This window comes from Salinicola sp. RZ23, assembly GCF_003206675.1.
In the GTDB taxonomy this organism is placed as follows: domain Bacteria; phylum Pseudomonadota; class Gammaproteobacteria; order Pseudomonadales; family Halomonadaceae; genus Salinicola; species Salinicola endophyticus.
The window spans coordinates 527,959-542,571 of record NZ_PZJK01000007.1 but is presented as its reverse complement, the minus strand read 5'-3'; the positions used below and the strand labels follow the sequence as shown (position 1 = coordinate 542,571).

Genomic DNA, 14,613 nt, shown 5'->3' with positions numbered 1-14,613 from the left:
CGCCTGGCTCCGATACTGTTAGAATGCGCCCCGATCCTCCCAATCTGCCCATGGAGTCCTCCGTGCCCCAGACCCTGCGCCTCAAGAAGAACGCCGACCGCCGCCTGAAGGCGGGCCATCTGTGGCTCTACTCCAACGAGATCGATATCCAGGCCACGCCGCTGAAGGAGCTCGAACCCGGCGCCCAGGCGGTGATCGAGGCCGCCAACGGCAAGCCGCTGGGGGTGGCCTACGTCAATCCACACTCGCTGATCTGTGCCCGGGTGGTCTCGCGGGATGCCGATGTGCGCCTGGACCGCTCGCTGCTGGTGCACCGTTTCAATCAGGCCCTCGGCCTGCGTGAGCGGCTCTTCGCCAAGCCGTTCTACCGTCTGGTCCACGGCGAGGGGGACCTGCTGCCGGGGCTGATCGTCGACCGTTTCGACGACGTGCTGGTGGTGCAGCTCAATACCCTGGGCATGGAGCGGGTGCGCGACGAGGTGATCGCGGCGCTGGACAAGGTGCTGTCGCCGCGGGCGATCGTGTTCAAGAACGACTCCAGCGGCCGCCGGCTCGAGCAGCTCGAGTCGGAAGTGGCGGTGGTGCACGGCGAGCTCCCCGAGCAGGTGCTGCTGGAGGAGAACGGCGTGCGCTTCGTCGCGCCGGTGCTGGATGGCCAGAAGACCGGCTGGTTCTACGACCACCGCGCCAACCGTGCCTGGCTCAACGGCCTGGTCGCCGGCAAGCGGGTGCTCGATCTGTTCAGCTATGTCGGTGGCTGGGGCGTGCAGGCGGCGGCCCACGGTGCCAGCGAAGTGCTCTGCATCGACGCCTCCGAGTCGGCGCTCGAGCGGGTGGCCGAGAACGCGGCGCTCAACGGCCTGCACGAGCAGGTGGCGGTGGGCCACGGCGACGTGTTCGAGGCACTGACCGCGCTGCGCGCCGAGGGCGAGCGCTTCGACGTGGTGGTGCTCGACCCGCCGGCCTTCATCAAGAAGCGCAAGGACATCACCAACGGTGAGCGCGCCTACGCGCGTCTGAATCGCGAGGCGATGCGCCTGCTCGGTCGCGATGGCCTGCTGTTGTCGGCGTCTTGCTCGATGCATCTGGCCGAGGAGCGTCTGGTCGAGTGCGTGCGCGGTGCCGTGCGCCATCAGGACCGCCATGGTCAGATCCTCTATCGCGGCGGCCAGGCCGGCGACCATCCGATCCACCCGGCGATCCCCGAGACTGCCTATCTCAAGGCGCTCGGTGTGCGTGTCTTCCGCAATTAAGAGGGGGGGGGCGATGACGGCGCTAGTCTGCCTCTTTCGTCATCCCAATGTCTTGCTGGTGTGTCATGTTCGCAATGTCATCGACAGCGCGGGTATCGTCGTCGAGTTGCGTAACATGACCCTGGCCGGCGCCGCCGGCGAGTTGCCAATGGACCAGTGCGAGCCACAGGTATGGGTGGCCCGGGCCGAATACGAGCGTGCCTGGGTGCTGTTGCACGAGGCGCTGGAGGGGCCGGCGGACGTGCCCGCCGACTGGGTCTGCCCCGGCTGCGGCGAGCGCCTCGCAGGTGCCTTCGACACCTGCTGGCAGTGCGCTGCCCCGCGCCCGCCCGCTGGTTCGGCGCCGGCCTGACAGCCACTGCAGGAGGACGGCATGAGCTGGGATCTACCCCACCCCTTCACCCTCGACATCGCGGTCGAGGCGAGCCATATCGACCACTACGGACACGTCAACAACGCCGAGTATCTGCGCTGGGTCGAGCGTGCCAGCTGGGCCCACTCGCGGGCGCTGGGGCTGGGGCTCGAGGACTACCGCGCGCTCGACCGCGGCATGGTCGTGCACCGCCACGAGCTCGACTATCTCGCCCCGGCGTTCGAGGGCGATCGCTTGCAGATCGCCACCTGGATCGTCGCCTGCGATGGCCGCCTGACGCTGGAGCGACGCTTCCAGCTGCGCAATGACACCACCGGCGCCACGCTGCTGCGGGCGCACACCCGCTTCGCCTGCATCGAACTCTCCAGCGGCCGGCCGCGACGCATGCCGGCACGCTTCGTCGAGGTCTACGGCGGTGCGGTGATCTCTCCGGCAGTTTGTTAGTCTTTTCTGCTGTTTCGCGTCTATTGACGAGAATTTTCGTGGCAAGATTGGGTCGATGCGCGATTTTTTCGTCTTTTTTTATCAGGTATCCCGTCGATATGGCTGCTGTGCTGTAATCCGCTCGATCCCCCCAACGACAAATCACGATCGAGGAATCCGCCATGCATATCGGTGTCCCCAAGGAAATCAAGAACCATGAGTATCGCGTCGCCCTGACCCCGGGCGGCGCGCGTGAACTTCTCGCCCGTGGCCATCGGGTGTCGGTCGAGGCGAGCGCCGGTGGCGGTGCCGGCTACCCCGACGACGCCTATCGTGAGGCCGGGGCGGAGATCGTCGATGACGTCGAGGTGCTGTGGCGCGAGGCCGAGGCGATCCTCAAGGTCAAGGAGCCCCAGGCGGCGGAGGTGGCGCGGCTGCGCCCGGGCCAGATCCTGTTCACCTATCTGCATCTGGCCGCGGAGGAGACGCTTACCCGCGGGCTGCTCGACAGCGGTGCCACCTGCATCGCCTACGAGACCATCACCGACGCCCAGGGCGGGCTGCCGCTGCTGGCACCGATGAGCCGAGTCGCCGGGCGCATGGCGGTTCAGGCCGGCGCGCACAGCCTGGAGAAGGCTCAGGGCGGTGCCGGCATCCTGCTGCCGGGGGTGCCCGGCGTGGCGCCGGCCAAGGTCAGCGTGATCGGCGGCGGCGTGGTGGGCGAGAACGCTGCGCGCATGGCGCTCGGGCTGGGCGCCGAGGTGACCATCCTCGACAAGTCGCTGGCGCGCCTCGAGGTGCTCGATCACCGTTATCAGGGTGCCATCCGCACCGTCTACTCCACCGCCGAGACCCTGGAGCAGGCGATTCGTGAATCCGATCTGATCGTCGGCGCGGTGCTGGTGCCCGGCGCGGCGGCGCCCAAGCTGATCACCCGCGCCATGCTCGCCGAGATGAAGCCCGGCAGCGTGCTGGTCGACGTGGCGATCGACCAGGGCGGCTGCTTCGAGACCAGCCGTCCCACCACCCATGCCGAGCCGAGCTACATTGTCGATGGCATCGTCCACTACTGCGTGGCCAACATGCCGGGCGCGGTGGCGCGTACCTCCACCCAGGCGTTGACCAATGCCACCCTGCCGTTCGTCATCGCCCTGGCCGACAAGGGCTGGCAGCAGGCGCTGGCTGATGACGCCCATTTCCTCGCCGGGCTCAACGTCCACGCCGGCCAGTTGACCTACGCCGCGGTCGGCGAGGCGTTCGGCATCGACGCGGTCGCTGCCGACAGCTGCCTGCGCTGAGCGTGACCCTGACCTCTGCGCCGTCATTCGTGGCGGCGCCGTGGAGGCCGTAGGTGCGGCGGGGCTTGTCCCTGACCGCGCCGGGAGACGCTGAGCCAGTAGCCCGCCAGACCCGCCGAGCGCGGATGTCGAGTCTCGCATAGCGAGACGAATTCGCCCGCGCGTCTCGGTATGCTCGAACGACATTCGCCGCCGAGCCATGACCGTGCCTGCCAGCCGTGACGCCTCACACACGCCCTCGACCCTGCGCCACGTGATGGCGCTGCTGCGCGTGACCGCCGCCTGTGGCGCCCGAGGGGCGGGTATCGATGACTATCTCGACGCCACCGAGCTGAGCCGACCGACCATCTACCGCCTGCTCAAGGGGCTGCGCGAGGAGGGCTTTCTGCGCCCCTCGCCGCTGCGTCACCGCTATCTGCTCGGCTACGAGCTGCTGGTACTGGGGGCCGAGGCGGGCAATGGCGCCCAGCTGCGCGATCTGGCGCGGCCGCGGCTGCTGGCGCTGGCCCAGCGCCTGGGCGGCAGCTTCTATCTCTTCGCCCACGATGGCCTGCATGCAGTCTGCCTGGAGATCCAGAACGGGGCCTACCCGGTGGGGGGCTTTGTGGCGTCCATCGGCGGACGTGTGCCGCTGGGCGTGGGCCAGGCCTCGATCGCACTGCTGGCGTCGCTGGAGGAACGCGAGCGGGCCTGGATTCTGGAGGCCAATCGCGAGTGCTTGATGCGCGACTACGCCATCGATGTCGCTGCGGTACGCCGCGAGATCGACTACTGCCATGCCCATGGGCATGCACGTGGCGTCGAGGGTTCGAGCCTGCCCGAGTTCACCGGTCTGGCGATGCCGCTACTCGGTCCGGGCGAGCGCTGTCTCGGCGCCTTCAGCTGCTCGCTGCTCAAGTCGCGTCTGAGCGAGGCGCACCGCGCCACGCTGATCACCGCCATGGCCAGCGAGGTCGCCGACCTGAAAGCCGATCTCCACGGTCTGCTGCAGCCGGAGTCCTGAACATGACGCGAGCTCCCCACCTGGCGCCGCACCTCGCCACTCACCCCAGTCATCGCAGCCCCTGTGGCTGGCAGGCGTTGCTGCCGGCGCGCACGCCCGGGCCGAGCCAGCGCGGCGACGAGCGCGCCGAGCTGGTGATCGTCGGTGCCGGCTACACCGGGGTCGCCGCCGCGCGTACCTATCAGGCGTTGGCGCCCGACCGACGGGTGGTGATGCTCGAGGCGGAGACCCTCGGCGACGGCAGCCCGGGGCGCAACTCCGGCTTCATGCTGGAGATCGCGCTGGCCAACGATGCCAGCAGTGGGGCGCTGTCGCGCATGGCGACCCTCAACCGCCTCAGCCGCGAGGCGATGGCGTCACTCAAGGCGCAGGTCGATACCCACGCCATCGACTGCCAACTGACCCGCAGCGGCACCTTCCGTGCCGCTCGGGGCGCCGCCGGGCGCGTGGCGCTGGCCAGCTACGCCGAGTTTCTGCACGCCGCGGGGCTCGATTACCGCCGTCTCGATCGCGCGGCCCTGGCCGAGCGCCTGGGCACCGACTACTACGCCGAGGGGCTCTACTCGCCGGACTGCTATCTGGTGCAGCCGGCGGCGCTGATTCGCGGGCTGGTGGCGGCGCTGCCGCCGGCGGTCACCTGCTACGAGCAGAGCCCGGCGCTGTCACTGACCCGGGACGGCGATGGCTGGCGCGTGACCACCCCCGAGGGCGAGATCCGCACGCGCCAGGTGATGCTGGCCAACAACGCTTTTGCCCGCGCCCTGGGTGCCGACCGGTCACGCCTCACCGCCATCTATACCTACGCCGCGTTGACTGCGCCGCTGACGCCTGCCCATACCGCCGCGGTGGCCGGAACGCCCTGGGGGCTGCTGCCGGCGCACCGGCTCGGCTGCACCCTGCGCACCACCGCCGACCGGCGCTTGATGATCCGCGCCCAGTACGACTACGAGCGCGAGCGCGACCCGGCCAAGGTGGCCGTCGGGCTGGCCGCGAGCCTGGCGGCGCGTTATCCGGAACTGGCCGATGTCGGCTTCGAGCAGGTCTGGGGCGGCACCACCGGGCTGACCCACAACGGTGCGCCGCTATGGGGCGAGATCGGCCCGGGGCTCTACGTCTCGGCGGGCTGCAACGGCGGCGGCATCGTCAAGGGCAGCGTGCTGGGCGAGGCGCTGGCACGGCTGGCGCTGGGGCGGTCGGCGGAGGACATCCCGGCGCTGTTCGGCCGCGCCAGCTGGATGCCACCGGCGCCGATTCGGCGCCTGGCGTTCGAAGCGATCCGCCGCGTGGAGCAGCGCCGGGGCCGCGACGAGGCCTAGGCGCCACGAGTGATGGCGCCAGCAAGCGCAAGACGACGATCCCGGTTCGATAACAACATCAACAACACCCAAGGAGTCAGCATGGATCCGCAAATGCACTATGGGCTGCTCTCGCTGCTGCCCGCCTGTCTCGCCATCGTCCTGGCCTTCGCCACCCGCAATACCGTGTTCTCGCTGGCCGTGGCCTGCGTGGTGGGGGTATCGATCATGGGGCAGGGGCCGCTGGGTTTTCCCACCCTGTTGAAGCGCTCGCTGGGGACCACGGACTTCTCGTGGATCCTGCTGCTGGAGCTGTTCATCGGTACCGTCATCGCCTTCTTCCAGCGCACCGGGGCGATCCGCAACTTCACCGCCTGGGTCGAGGCGCGGGCGCTGTCGCGGGTGCGGGTCCAGCTGGTGGGCTGGTTCATGGGCATGTTCGTGTTCTTCAGCGACTACTTCAGCCCGCTGTTCGTCGGCTCCACCCTGCGCGGACTCACCGACCGCTACCGTGTCTCGCGGGAGAAGCTGGCCTATATCGCCGACTCCACCTCGGCGCCGGTCAGCGTACTGGTACCGATCACCGGCTGGGCGGTATTCATCTCGGGGCTCTTGATCGGCATGGGCCCGATCGACACCGCGGGTGAGGCCATGCAGGCGTTCGTCTACGCGGTGCCGTTCAATCTCTACGCCTGGCTCTCGGTGCTGGTGGTGGGGCTGGTGATCGTGGGCGTAGTACCGCTGTTCGGCCCGCTCAAGCACGCCGAGGCGCGTGCCCAGAACGAGGGCAAGGTGTTTCGTGACGGCGCCGATCCGCTGCTCGGCGAGGAGCTGACCGACCTGCAGCCGTTCGAGGGCGTGCGCACTCACCTGTTTCTCAACTTCGTGCTGCCGGTGCTGATCGTGATCGGCGTCGGCGTGAGCACCTTCGTGGTCATGGGCTCGGCCAAGACGATGGAAGCTTTCCTGGCCGCGGCGGTGGTGCTGGGGGTGATCATGCGGCTGCAGGGCATCCCGCTCAACGACATCATGAAGACCGCCACCGCCGGCATGAAAGGGGTGATGCCGGCGATTCTGATCCTGGCCCTGGCCTACTCGCTCAATCAGCTCTCCAAGGAGATGGGCACCGCCGACTATATCGTCGAGATCAGCCGCGACTGGCTCTCGCCGACGCTACTGCCGGCGATCACCTTCCTGCTGGCGGCGCTGATCGCCTTCGCCACCGGCTCCTCCTGGGGCACCTTCGCGATCATGATGCCGATCTCGGTACCGGTGGCCTTTGTCTTCACCGGCGATACGCTGACGCCGCTGGTCTACGCCACCATCGCCGCGGTGGCCGGCGGGGGGGTATTCGGCGATCACTGCTCGCCGCTGTCGGATACCACGGTGCTTGCCTCGACCGGCTCCGCCTGCGACCACATGGACCACGTGCGCACCCAGATTCCCTACGCGCTGGCGGTGGCGCTGGTGTCACTGGCGATCTATCTGCTGGTGGGCGTGACCCTGGTCGATATCGGTTGAGCCCCGGCGTCCCCGCCATGTCGAGGGTGGCTGCACCAGGGTGGGTTCGCTAAGGCACGGGCGGCAAGGTAAACTGCCGCCATTCGCCATTTCCCGTCCACTCTCCCATCGATCGAAGAGTTCATGAGCCAGCGACGCGTTCTTACCGGCATCACCACCACGGGTACGCCGCATCTGGGCAACTATGTCGGCGCGATCAAGCCGGCGATCGCCGAGAGCCAGAATCCCGATGTGCAGTCCTACTACTTCCTCGCCGACCTGCATGCGCTGATCAAGGCGCAGGACCCGCAGCGGGTGCAGCAGTCGCGGCTCGAGATCGCCGCCACCTGGCTGGCGCTGGGGCTGGATACCGACAACGCGATCTTCTATCGCCAGTCCGACATCCACGAGATCCCGGAACTCGCCTGGCTGCTCTCCTGCGTCTGCGCCAAGGGGCTGATGAACCGCTCCCACGCCTACAAGGCGGCGGTCGCGGAGAACGAAGAGGGCGGTGTCCCCGACCCGGATCGGGGCGTCACCATGGGGCTGTTCGGCTATCCGGTGCTGATGGCCGCCGATATCCTGATGTTCAACGCCCACAAGGTGCCGGTTGGGCGTGACCAGATCCAGCATATCGAGATGGCCCGCGACATGGCGGGGCGCTTCAATCATATCTACAAGGGTGACTACTTCTCCCTGCCCGAGGCGATCGTCGACGAGAAGGTCGAGGTGCTGCGCGGGCTCGACGGGCGCAAGATGTCCAAGAGCTACGACAACACCATCCCACTGTTCGTCTCGGCCAAGAAACTCCAGAAGCTGGTACGCAAGATCAAGACCAACTCGCTGGAGCCCGGGGAACCCAAGGACCCGGAAACCTGCACCCTGTTCCAGATCTACAGCGCCTTCGCCACGGCCGAGGAGAGCGCCGACATGCGTCGCCGCTATGCCGAAGGGATCGGCTGGGGCGAGGCCAAGAACGAGGTGTTCGAGTACCTCGATGCGCACCTGAGTGGACCGCGCGAGCGCTATGAGGCGCTGATGAACGATCCCGGGCATATCGAACAGGTCCTGCAGCGTGGCGCCGAGCGCGCCCGCGCCGAAGCCAATACGCTGATGGAACGGCTGCGGGTGGCCGTGGGGCTGGGGCGCTTCCAGTAGCTCGGCTGCCCGTCACTTCGTGGCGCCACACCCCGCTAACCCGACGAGCCGGCCCTGCGCCGGCTCGTTGCCGTCTGGGCATCCGGCAGGCGACGGCATCGATCGGGGCATATAACACTTTCGTCTATATAAAGAATATCTAGTCGTTTTCGAATTCCTGACCAAAAGACTAAGGTATCGCCCATTCGATTCCGGTCTAAAAAGGGATATCGCTTATGACGACATTGACACAAACCGCGCCGCCCGGGCTGGGGCGGCTCTCGCCCAAGGCGTGGTTCGCCGCGCTGCTTCTGGTACTCGGTGCGCTCGCCGTGGGGCTCTTCGTCGGCGGCCGTCAGGGCTGGCTGATGCTGATCGGCGGTGCCCTGGGCATGGTGCTCTACCACGCCTCCTTCGGCTTCACCTCGGCATGGCGGGTATTCATCACCGAGCGCCGCGGCAGCGGTCTGCGCGCGCAGATGGTGATGCTGGCGCTGGCGGTGGTGCTGTTTCTCCCCGCGCTGGGCGCGGGCTCACTATTCGGGGAGCCGGTGCGGGGATTCGTCTCGCCGATCGGCGTCTCGGTGATCGTCGGCGCTTTCCTCTTCGGCGTCGGCATGCAGCTCGGTGGCGGCTGCGCCTCGGGCACGCTGTTCACCGTCGGCGGCGGTAATGCGCGCATGCTGATCACGCTCGCCTTCTTCATCGTCGGCTCGGTGATCGGCACGGCGCACTTCGCCTGGTGGCAGAGCCTGCCGGCGTTCCAGCCCACCTCGATGATCGATCTGTTCGGCACCGGGGGCGGTATCGCCGCCAGTCTGGTGTTGTTTGCGGGTATTGCCGCCTTCACGGTGGTGATGGAGAAACGCCGCCACGGGCAATTGGAGCAGGCGCCACGGGTGCCCCATGGTGGTGCGCGCTGGCTTACCGGTCCGTGGCCGATCCTGGCCGGGGCCATCGGTCTGGCGCTGCTCAACTACCTGACCCTGGCGCTGGCCGGGCGCCCCTGGGGGATCACCTCGGCGTTCGCGTTGTGGGGCGCCAAGGCGTTCCAGGCGGTGGGCGGCGATGTCACCGCCTGGGGCTACTGGCAGAACCCCGGACGTGCCGCCTCGCTCGACAGCAGCATCTTCAGCGACATCACCACGGTGATGAATCTCGGCATCATCCTGGGGGCGGGACTGGCGGCATCGCTGGCTGGTCGTTTCGCACCGAGCCTGCGCATTCCGCTGCGTTCGGTCGCCGCCGCGGTCATCGGCGGGCTGCTGCTGGGCTACGGCGCGCGGCTCGCCTTCGGCTGCAACATCGGCGCCTACTTCAGCGGTATCGCCTCGGGCAGTCTGCACGGCTGGCTGTGGCTGGTGGCCGCCTTCGCCGGCAACATGCTGGGTGTACGGCTGCGTCCGCTGTTCTTCTCCGGTCCGGCCAGGCCGGTCGCTGCCAGCTGCTGAAGCGGCGAGCCACGGCGTGCCAAGCCCCGCCACGGCGGGGCTTTTTCGTGCCCGTACGGCGCGCGCCCGGTTCCGTGACCGCGCCGGTACATGTCTTTGGCGCCGCCAAGTGGCATACTGGGCGACCCTCGACCGGCGGTAGCCGGTCGCCCGCCCGCCAGGCGCCGCCGGTGGGGCGATAACGATAGCGCGCCACTTCCCGGTCTGGCCCCGTTGCGGGGCGTCATGCTCGGTCCGGCTGGCGCTTTTCATCCGTAGGTCATCGCGAGAGCCGATTCATGTCCGATCACGCCAAGCGCCCCCTCTATATTCCCTACGCCGGCCCGACGCTGCTGGAGATGCCGCTGCTCAACAAGGGCAGTGCCTTCACCAGCGAAGAGCGGGTCGAGTTCAATCTGCTGGGGCTCTTGCCGCAGAACGTCGAAAGCATCGAGGAGCAGGTCGAGCGCGCCTATCGCCAGTACACGATGTGCCAGAACAACCTCGACAAGCACATCTATCTGCGCGGTATCCAGGACGACAACGAGACGCTGTTCTTCCGCCTGCTCGAGGAGCACCTCGAGGAGATGATGCCGATCATCTACACCCCGACGGTGGGCGAGGCGTGCGAGGAGTTCTCCAAGATCTATCGCAACCACCGCGGACTGTTCATCTCCTATCCCGACCGCCATCGCATGGACGACATCCTGCGCAGTGCGACCAAGGACAAGGTGCGGGTGATCGTGGTCACCGATGGTGAACGTATTCTCGGTCTCGGCGACCAGGGCATCGGCGGCATGGGCATCCCCATCGGCAAGCTTTCGCTCTACACCGCCTGCGGCGGTATCAGCCCGGCTTACACCCTGCCGATCACCCTCGACGTGGGCACCAACAACCAGAAGCTGCTCGACGATCCGATGTACATGGGCTGGCGCCACGAGCGCGTCTCGGCGGAGGAGTACGCCGAGTTCATCACCCTGTTCATGGAAGCGCTCAAGCGCCGCTGGCCCAACGTGCTGCTGCAGTTCGAAGACTTCGCGCTGACTAACGCCATGCCGCTGCTGGCGCGTTACCGCGACGAGCTGTGCTGCTTCAACGATGACATCCAGGGCACCGCCTCGGTGTGCGTGGCGACCCTGCTGGCCTCGTGCAAGGCCAAGAACGCCAAGCTCAGCGATCAGGTGATCACCTTCGCCGGCGCCGGTTCCGCCGGCTGCGGTATCGCCGAGCAGATCGTGGTGGCGATGACCCGCGAGGGTCTCTCCGACGCCGAGGCGCGCAAGCGCGTCTTCATGGTCGACAAGAACGGTCTGTTGACCACCGACATGGATGGCCTGCACGACTTCCAGCGGCGTCTGGCCCACGACCCCGACGCGCTCGACTTCGATGGTGATGCCCGTGGGCTGATCGACGTGGTGCGCAATGCCAAGCCGACCATTCTGATCGGCGTCTCGGGGCAGCGCGGGCTGTTCACCGAAGAGGTGATCACCACGCTCAACAGTCACTGCGAGAATCCGCTGGTGATGCCGCTCTCCAACCCGACCTCCAAGGTCGAGGCAACGCCGCAGGACGTGCTCGACTGGACCCACGGTCAGGCCATGGTCGCCACCGGCAGCCCGTTCGCGCCGGTGGAGATCGATGGGCGTCAGATTCCCATCGCCCAGTGCAACAACTCCTACATCTTCCCGGGCATCGGGCTCGGTGTGATTGCGGCCAACGCCAATCGCGTCACCGACAACATGCTGATGGCCGCCTCCAATGCGCTGGCCGAGAGCGCGCCGATCGTCAAGACCGGCGAAGGGGCGCTGCTGCCGTCGCTCGGCGATATCCGCGAGATCAGCCAGGAGATCGCTTTCGCCGTGGGCAAGCAGGCGCAGCAGGATGGCGTCGCGCTGACCTCCAGTGACGAAGTGCTGTGGGATGCGATCCACGGCCACTTCTGGTATCCGCGCTACCGTCAGTACCGTCGCCGCTCGATCTGAGCGCGGCAATATGGGGTGTCCGTCGAAGCGGTCTTTGGCACGTCCCTCAAAGCGATATTCGGCGCGTCCCCTCGGGGGCGCGCCGTTCGTTTTGCATCACCTGCTAAGCGCTCATTGCCAAACCTTCTGACGATGGGCGCCGGAGGCAGGGCAAAGCGAGGGTCCTTTGCCACGGATGGCAAAGGTAGCGCCCAGGCAAGGGTTCACAGCGCCCTTGCGACGCCCTGTCGCCGGAGAAGCCCTCTTCATCTAATGGTTATCTACTGAAAGGCTTCCAAGTCCCGTCCCCGCGGCTTCTTGCCGGTCTGTTGCTGCCGTCAGCGGTTGTACTGTTGGTCGAACTTCTCTTCGCTGATCACCAGGAAGTAGATGAACTCGAAGAGGGCGATCAGCGCCGGCACCAGGGTCCAGCAGAACAGCAGATAGATCAGGCCGACGATCGGCTGGCCCAGGTAGAAACGGTGCACGCCGAAACCGCCCAGGAAAAAGGCGAGGATCGCTGCACTCCACTTGCTGCGGCCACTCCTGGCGCTGCGCGCGACGGCGCCGCAGTGCGGGCAGCTCCTGGCGCTCTCGTGGATCGGCTTGCCACAGCCGTGGCAGTAGATCATGCCGGCGGAGAGCGGCTGCGGCCGGGTATCGACGTTTTGGGTCATGCGGGGTTCCCTATGGATGAACTTGAGGGAAACGCTGCATAAATACCTGCGCGAGCGAATCGCTGCGTTGCGTGGTACTGGTGCGCCAGCCCGGTCGAACACTCGCCTAACCCCATGTTATGTCTCGTGTGACGCGTTGCCTTCGGCAACTTGCCCTGGCGGGCCGCCCTACGGGCGTTCTCTACGCGTTGCTTCGAGTCTGTGTTCCATGCGCCTTGCGCTTCATCTCGCTCGTCGATTTATTCAGCGTTTCCTGAGCCGGCGCGGTCTTTGCCGCGATGTCCGGTCGCCAAGCCGCCAAGTCTAAGGGATCGGCGGCGGGCCCGACAGCGCCTCGCCGCCGCGGGTGCGTCGCGGCTCGCGGGTCACGCCTCGCGTTGGCACTGGGTCCACCACTCGGCGCCCTGGACATCGACGAACAGGCTGTAGATCGAGGTGGTGGCGGTGATGTAGAGGCGCTGCCCGTCGCTGCCGCCGAAGCACAGGTTGGAGACCGTCTCGGGGATCAGGATGCGCCCCAGCAGGGTGCCGTCGGGGGCGAAGCAGTGCACCCCGTCGGCCGCCGACGACCACAGGTTGCCCTCGCGGTCCACGCGCATGCCGTCGGGCACGCCGGCGCCGATCTCGGCGAAGATGCCGTCGTCCTCGAGCGTCTCGCCGCTGACCCGGAAGCGGCGGATCACCGGTGCCACCGTGGGGTCGTGGGTGGCACCGCTCTCGGCCACGTAGAGCAGGCGCTCGTCGGGAGAGAAACAGAGCCCGTTGGGCTGGACGAAGTCGCTCGCCACCGCGGCCAGAGCACCCGTCTCGGGGTCGAGACGGAAGACGTGGCGGGCGGGCTGCTCGGGCTCGGTGCGGTAACCCTCGAAATTGGAGATCAGCCCATAGGTGGGGTCGGTGAACCAGATCGCGCCGTCACGGCTCACCACCACGTCATTGGGCGAGTTGAGCCGCCCGCCGGCATAGTGCGAGGCGAGCACGCTGAGACGTCCATCGGGCTCGGTGCGAATAACGTCGCGGCGGCCGTGGCGGCAGCTCACCAGGCGTCCCTGGTTGTCACGGGTATTGCCGTTGTTGAATTCGGTGTGCTCGCGGAAAGTGGTGACGCCGTCGTGCGCCGACCAGCGCAGCAGGCGCTGGGTCGGGATATCGGAGAACAGCAGACACTGGTGATCACCGAACCACACCGGCCCCTCGGTCCAGGTGAAGCCGGTGGCCAGCCGGGTCAGCGGCGCCATGGGGTGAACCAGCCGCGCGAAGCGCGGATCGCGAGTGTTGAGATGGTCCGGGGTAGGAATCATGCGCGGCGTCTCCGGGCGTTGGCGGCGACCACGATCGCGATGATGATCACCCCGGTCAGCATCATGCGTGCGCCGGCATCGAAGCCATAGGCATTGAGCATCGACACCACCAGGAACATGAACAGGGCCGCACCCCATACCCCGGGCACATTGGAGAAGCCGCCGGCGATCGAGGTGCCGCCGATCACCACCACGGCGATCGACAGCAGCAGATACTGCTGTCCCATGTTGAGTGCGGCGCCGCCGGAGAAGCTTGCCAGCAGATAGCCGGCAAGTCCTGCCAGCAGTGCCACGCTGAGGTAGGCGCTGGCGCGCACGCGCTCCACCGGGACCCCGGCGAGCCTCGCTGCGCGTGGATTCTGGCCGGTGGCGAGCAGCCAGCGCCCCCACAGCCCGCGCTCCAGCAGCCACCATACGACCAGCGCCAGCAGCACGCCGATCAGCGCCACGTTGGGCACCCCCAGGGTTCGCCCGGTGGCGAAGTCGGCCAGCGCCGCCGGTGGCTTGATGCGCAGGCCGCGGTTGGACCAGATCGCCAGCGACTGATAGAGCAGCGAGGCGGCGAGGGTAGCGATGATCGGTGGCAGGCGCAGCAGCCGGATCAGCGCGAAGTTGGCCGCGCCGGCGCCCAGGCCCACCAGCAGGGCGACGCCCAGCCCCAGCAGCGCGGTGCCGGGAGCGCCGTCCATCGCCTTGAGGGCGAGAGTGCCGGCCAGGGTCATGACCGCGGGGATCGAGAGATCGATATTGCCCGGCCCCAGGGTGATCACCAGCATCTGGCCGATGCCGACGATGGCGGCGAAGGCGCCGAAAGAGAGTGCGGCGTAGAGTAGCCCGCCCGCCTGGGCCGCACCGGAGAGGGCGATGGAGAGGGCGAAGACCGCGATGGCGGCAAGCCAGGCCCAGAGCCAGGGCCGCGAGATCAGGCTTTGCATGGCGTCGATCCTTGCAGTTAGTAGAGG

Annotated in this window: 13 protein-coding genes; 10 read left to right on the top strand and 3 right to left on the bottom strand. The window is 67.3% G+C overall.

The annotated features are described in order from the left end of the window. Positions 1-50: 50 nt before the first annotated feature. The 10 genes from DOM67_RS08600 to DOM67_RS08555 all read left to right on the top strand — a co-directional run bounded on the left by DOM67_RS08600 (position 51) and on the right by DOM67_RS08555 (position 11,694). Entirely contained in the window at positions 51-1,253 is a 1,203-nt protein-coding gene (locus DOM67_RS08600) for a class I SAM-dependent rRNA methyltransferase (RefSeq protein ID WP_348627298.1), read from the top strand. A 13-nt stretch (positions 1,254-1,266) separates the two neighbouring features. Further along, complete coding sequence (locus DOM67_RS08595; protein WP_110675199.1) at positions 1,267-1,605, top strand: DUF2007 domain-containing protein; 339 nt, start codon at positions 1,267-1,269, stop codon at positions 1,603-1,605. Positions 1,606-1,626: 21 nt separating this feature from the next. Continuing rightward, entirely contained in the window at positions 1,627-2,070 is a 444-nt protein-coding gene (locus DOM67_RS08590) for a thioesterase family protein (protein WP_110675198.1), read from the top strand. 161 nt (positions 2,071-2,231) lie between these two features. Beyond that, positions 2,232-3,347 carry an alanine dehydrogenase gene (gene ald / locus DOM67_RS08585; protein WP_110675197.1) on the top strand — a complete coding sequence of 372 codons (1,116 nt, stop codon included), beginning with the start codon at positions 2,232-2,234 and terminating at the stop codon, positions 3,345-3,347. 199 nt (positions 3,348-3,546) lie between these two features. Next, the gene (locus DOM67_RS08580) at positions 3,547-4,350 is read left to right on the top strand and encodes a helix-turn-helix domain-containing protein (RefSeq protein WP_110675196.1); all 804 of its coding nucleotides are present in this window, start codon (positions 3,547-3,549) and stop codon (positions 4,348-4,350) included. Positions 4,351-4,352: 2 nt separating this feature from the next. After that, positions 4,353-5,666, top strand: coding sequence for an FAD-binding oxidoreductase (locus DOM67_RS08575; protein ID WP_110675195.1), 1,314 nt, complete (start codon positions 4,353-4,355; stop codon positions 5,664-5,666). Positions 5,667-5,747: 81 nt separating this feature from the next. Then, the gene (locus DOM67_RS08570) at positions 5,748-7,166 is read left to right on the top strand and encodes a Na+/H+ antiporter NhaC family protein (RefSeq protein WP_110675194.1); all 1,419 of its coding nucleotides are present in this window, start codon (positions 5,748-5,750) and stop codon (positions 7,164-7,166) included. A 123-nt stretch (positions 7,167-7,289) separates the two neighbouring features. Next, positions 7,290-8,303, top strand: coding sequence for a tryptophan--tRNA ligase (locus DOM67_RS08565; RefSeq protein WP_110675193.1), 1,014 nt, complete (start codon positions 7,290-7,292; stop codon positions 8,301-8,303). A gap of 215 nt (positions 8,304-8,518) precedes the next feature. Next, positions 8,519-9,733, top strand: a complete 1,215-nt coding sequence (locus tag DOM67_RS08560) for a YeeE/YedE family protein (protein WP_110675192.1) — start codon at positions 8,519-8,521, stop codon at positions 9,731-9,733. A 278-nt stretch (positions 9,734-10,011) separates the two neighbouring features. Beyond that, the gene (locus tag DOM67_RS08555; protein WP_110675191.1) at positions 10,012-11,694 is read left to right on the top strand and encodes an NAD-dependent malic enzyme; all 1,683 of its coding nucleotides are present in this window, start codon (positions 10,012-10,014) and stop codon (positions 11,692-11,694) included. Between the two features lie 317 nt (positions 11,695-12,011). On the opposite strand, the gene DOM67_RS08550 is transcribed toward DOM67_RS08555, so the two are convergent. The 3 genes from DOM67_RS08550 to DOM67_RS08540 form a co-directional block, all read right to left on the bottom strand. After that, the gene (locus DOM67_RS08550) at positions 12,012-12,350 is read right to left on the bottom strand and encodes a TM2 domain-containing protein (protein ID WP_110675190.1); all 339 of its coding nucleotides are present in this window, start codon (positions 12,348-12,350) and stop codon (positions 12,012-12,014) included. Positions 12,351-12,715: 365 nt separating this feature from the next. Continuing rightward, positions 12,716-13,651, bottom strand: coding sequence for an SMP-30/gluconolactonase/LRE family protein (locus tag DOM67_RS08545; protein ID WP_110675189.1), 936 nt, complete (start codon positions 13,649-13,651; stop codon positions 12,716-12,718). Beyond that, positions 13,648-14,586 carry an ABC transporter permease gene (locus DOM67_RS08540; RefSeq protein ID WP_110675188.1) on the bottom strand — a complete coding sequence of 313 codons (939 nt, stop codon included), beginning with the start codon at positions 14,584-14,586 and terminating at the stop codon, positions 13,648-13,650. Before DOM67_RS08540 ends, DOM67_RS08545 begins: the two co-directional genes overlap by 4 nt. Positions 14,587-14,613: the final 27 nt, after the last annotated feature.

Excerpts from the sequence above, each read along its gene's own strand:
- ald (WP_110675197.1), top strand. The coding sequence starts at position 2,232 with ATGCATATCGGTGTCCCCAAGGAAATCAAGAACCATGAGTATCGCGTC.
- DOM67_RS08570 (WP_110675194.1), top strand. The coding sequence starts at position 5,748 with ATGGATCCGCAAATGCACTATGGGCTGCTCTCGCTGCTGCCCGCCTGT.
- DOM67_RS08590 (WP_110675198.1), top strand. The coding sequence starts at position 1,627 with ATGAGCTGGGATCTACCCCACCCCTTCACCCTCGACATCGCGGTCGAG.
- DOM67_RS08555 (WP_110675191.1), top strand. The coding sequence starts at position 10,012 with ATGTCCGATCACGCCAAGCGCCCCCTCTATATTCCCTACGCCGGCCCG.
- DOM67_RS08600 (WP_348627298.1), top strand. The coding sequence starts at position 51 with ATGGAGTCCTCCGTGCCCCAGACCCTGCGCCTCAAGAAGAACGCCGAC.
- DOM67_RS08580 (WP_110675196.1), top strand. The coding sequence starts at position 3,547 with ATGACCGTGCCTGCCAGCCGTGACGCCTCACACACGCCCTCGACCCTG.
- DOM67_RS08540 (WP_110675188.1), bottom strand. The coding sequence starts at position 14,586 with ATGCAAAGCCTGATCTCGCGGCCCTGGCTCTGGGCCTGGCTTGCCGCC.
- DOM67_RS08560 (WP_110675192.1), top strand. The coding sequence starts at position 8,519 with ATGACGACATTGACACAAACCGCGCCGCCCGGGCTGGGGCGGCTCTCG.
- DOM67_RS08545 (WP_110675189.1), bottom strand. The coding sequence starts at position 13,651 with ATGATTCCTACCCCGGACCATCTCAACACTCGCGATCCGCGCTTCGCG.
- DOM67_RS08565 (WP_110675193.1), top strand. The coding sequence starts at position 7,290 with ATGAGCCAGCGACGCGTTCTTACCGGCATCACCACCACGGGTACGCCG.
- DOM67_RS08595 (WP_110675199.1), top strand. The coding sequence starts at position 1,267 with ATGACGGCGCTAGTCTGCCTCTTTCGTCATCCCAATGTCTTGCTGGTG.
- DOM67_RS08575 (WP_110675195.1), top strand. The coding sequence starts at position 4,353 with ATGACGCGAGCTCCCCACCTGGCGCCGCACCTCGCCACTCACCCCAGT.
- DOM67_RS08550 (WP_110675190.1), bottom strand. The coding sequence starts at position 12,350 with ATGACCCAAAACGTCGATACCCGGCCGCAGCCGCTCTCCGCCGGCATG.